The organism is Streptomyces sp. TRM64462, assembly GCF_013362995.1.
In the GTDB taxonomy this organism is placed as follows: domain Bacteria; phylum Actinomycetota; class Actinomycetes; order Streptomycetales; family Streptomycetaceae; genus Streptomyces.
This window is the reverse complement of the sequence record NZ_JABWDV010000269.1, coordinates 1-2,945: the sequence shown is the minus strand read 5'-3', so window position 1 is coordinate 2,945 and position 2,945 is coordinate 1. Positions and strand designations below refer to the sequence as shown.

The window sequence follows — 2,945 nt, the reverse complement described above, 5'->3', positions numbered from 1 at the left end:
GTGGCGCAGCCAGTCCCGTTCGGCGACGGCGTCGTCGTCGAGGAAGGCGACGATGTCGCCGCGGGCGGCGGCGATCCCGGTGTTGCGGCCGGCGGAGAGGCCGCGGGGGCCCGCGTTGGCGAGCACCCGCACCTCCTCCACGTCGTCGCCGTACTCCTTGGTGAGCCGCTCCAGGAGCGCCGGGTTGTGGTCGACGACCAGCAGCGTCTCCAGGGCGGGCCGTGACTGGCGCCGTACGGAGCCGACGGCCGCCAGGATGTCGTCCCAGCGGTCCTCCGTGTAGACGCAGATCACGACGGTGAACCGGCGTTCGGTCAAGAGATCTCTCCTCGGGGCACGTTCACCGAGAACGCCGCGGGACGGCGGCGGGCGGCGCGGCGGACTCCCTTCTCGCGGAGGATGACCTTCAGGACGCGCAGCCCGTCCCGTACGGCGTTGAGGTTGGACACGCCGTGGATGCGCACGTACTCGTGGCTGGGGACCTCCTGCACCTTGAGGCCCGCCTTGACGACGCGGATGTTGATGAGGGTCTCGATCTCGAAGCCGGTGCAGTCGAGCGTGATCGCGTCGAGGCAGTGCCGCCAGAACGCGTTGTAGCCGTAGCACAGATCGGTGTAGCGGGCGCCGAACTTGGCGTTGACGACGGCGCACAGCAGCCGGTTGCCGAGCCGGCGGACGGCGGTCATGTCGTCGGTGCCGCCGCCGTTGGCGAAGCGGGAGCCCTTGGCGAAGTCGGCGCCTCCGACGAGCGCGGACACATAGCTGACGATCTCCTGGCCGTCGGCGGAGCCGTCGGCGTCGACCATGACGATGATGTCGCCGGTGCAGGCGGCGAACCCGCTGATGAGCGCGTCGCCCTTGCCTTTGCCGGCCTGCTTGACGACCTTGACGCCGGGCCACAGCGCGCGGGCGACGGCGACGGTGTCGTCCGTGGAGTTGCCGTCGACCAGGACCACTTCGTGGATCCAGTCGGGCAGGGTCTTGAACACGTACGGAAGGTTCTCCGCCTCGTTCATGGCCGGGATGACCACGCTGACCGGCGGTGTGATGGCCAGATGCGAGGTGATCGCCCGGTACCGGTCGGATGTCCGGCCGGACTCGGCCTCCGCCGCGGAGCCGTCGGCCGCGATGCCGGCGACGTCGGTGGTGGCCGGGCGCAGGAAGGAGCTCATGAGTCGTCGTTTCCCTCTCGTCCGGTGGACCGCCCGCCCCTGGGCGGCGGCCCGGATGGGTGTCCGGTTCGAAAGGGGGGTTCTCATCCCGGCATGACGGAGTGGATCTCCGCGCTGGACCGGGTGAGCTGGCATTGCTTCGCGCGGCACGCGACTCGGCACGACACCGAGCACGGCACCCCCCTACCGCGCCCCGCTGCGGCTCGTCGAGGCTGACCGACCCCTCCCCTGGAGTCGCCTCGCACAATGGGCCGTTGCGGGTGGATGTACGACGGTATTGATAATTCAGACTGTATGGCAAGCACTGGAGCGTGGGAGCGCTTTTTTGCTTTTTTGTTGTGCTTCGGCGGTCGTGTGTCGAACTCGAATGATCGCATTCATGTGATCGAATTCCTCTCCCGAACGCATTCCGCTTGACCATGGGCGCGGTCGATTTCGCGGCATACGGGTGACGAGGTGTCAGGTCCGTCGGTTCCGGATCGCCCGTTCGGTCCACTCGGCGGCGTGTCCCGGACGCCCCTCGGGATGCCCCGGTTCCCCTGTCCTCTGTGGTCGCAGATGACCCTTCTGTCCCTCAACCCGACTCGTGCTCCGGTGAGTTGGGGGCGTCTGCCCCGTGTTGGCCCGACAGGGTGAACGGTCCATCGAATCCTGTCCGAAGTGTTGGCATGGACATGGCGGCGCTGCTACCAAGGGGGCGGCAGAGATCCTGCTAAAGGGGGTATTCATGAAAACGTTCCGTGCCACGGCACTTGCTTCCTCGCTCCTTCTCGGCGCCGCCCTCACCCTGGCCGCCGCCGGCACCGCACAGGCCGACTCGTCGGCCGCCGCGGTCGACTACGTGGCGCTCGGAGATTCCTACTCATCGGGTGTCGGCGCCGGTAACTACGACAGTTCGAGCGGCTCCTGCAAGCGCACGCCCCGCGCCTATCCGGCACTCTGGGCGGCCGCGAACGCACCCGCGTCCTTCGCGTTCACCGCCTGTTCGGGCGCCCGCACCAACGATGTGACGGCCGGCCAGCTCGGACCGCTCTCCAGCGCCACCGACCTCGTGTCGATCACCGTCGGCGGCAACGACGCGGGCTTCGCCGACGTCATGACCACCTGCGTCCTGCAGTCCGAGGCCAACTGCATCGCCAGGGTCAACCAGGCGAAGAGCTACGTCGACACGACGCTGCCCGGCCGCCTCGACTCCGTCTACTCGGCCATCCGCACCAAGGCCCCGTCGGCCCGGGTCGTCGTCCTCGGCTACCCGCGCTTCTACAAGCTGGGCGGCTCCTGCCTCGCCGGGCTCACCGAGAACGAGCGGCGGGCCATAAACGGCGCCGCCGACCACCTGAACGCCGCCACCGCGAAGCGCGCCGCCGACCACGGCTTCACCTTCGGTGACGTCGTCCCGAACTTCACCGGCCACGAGATCTGCTCCGGCTCGTCCTGGCTGCACAGCGTGAACTGGCTCAACATCGGCGAGTCGTACCACCCCACCGCCCAGGGTCAGTCGGGCGGCTACCTCCCGGCGTTCCGCAACGCCGCGTAGGGCTCCGCCGCCGACGCCTCACCGCACGTCACGGACCGGGCTCCGGAACTCCCGCCGGACCCGGTCCTCGTGCGTTCCGCGCCGCCGTCACGCCAGTGCGTACGCCAGACCCGCCAGCGCCAGGAGCAGCACGGCGCCGGCCGCCACCAGCACGGTGGTCCGGCCGCGCCCCCGCATCCCGTCGCCGCCCGTCCGCCGCGCGCCGCCCCCGGAGCCGTACGGAACCGGGCGCACCG

At 69.6% G+C, this 2,945-nt stretch carries 3 protein-coding genes; 1 reads left to right on the top strand and 2 read right to left on the bottom strand.

The window, feature by feature from the left end; genetic code table 11:
- Together HTZ82_RS12665 and HTZ82_RS12660 are read right to left on the bottom strand one after the other, a co-directional pair.
- On the bottom strand, window positions 1–318 hold a 318-nt coding region (locus HTZ82_RS12665; RefSeq protein WP_175409449.1), incomplete at its 3' end, for a glycosyltransferase family 2 protein.
- Window positions 315–1,172 (bottom strand): glycosyltransferase family 2 protein, encoded by an 858-nt coding sequence (locus HTZ82_RS12660; RefSeq protein WP_217624005.1) that lies wholly within the window; start codon window positions 1,170–1,172, stop codon window positions 315–317. The genes HTZ82_RS12660 and HTZ82_RS12665, both read right to left, overlap by 4 nt.
- A 727-nt stretch (window positions 1,173–1,899) precedes the next feature.
- Here HTZ82_RS12660 and HTZ82_RS12655 point away from each other — a divergent pair.
- Window positions 1,900–2,709, top strand: coding sequence for an SGNH/GDSL hydrolase family protein (locus HTZ82_RS12655; protein WP_175409448.1), 810 nt, complete (start codon window positions 1,900–1,902; stop codon window positions 2,707–2,709).
- Window positions 2,710–2,945: the final 236 nt, after the last annotated feature.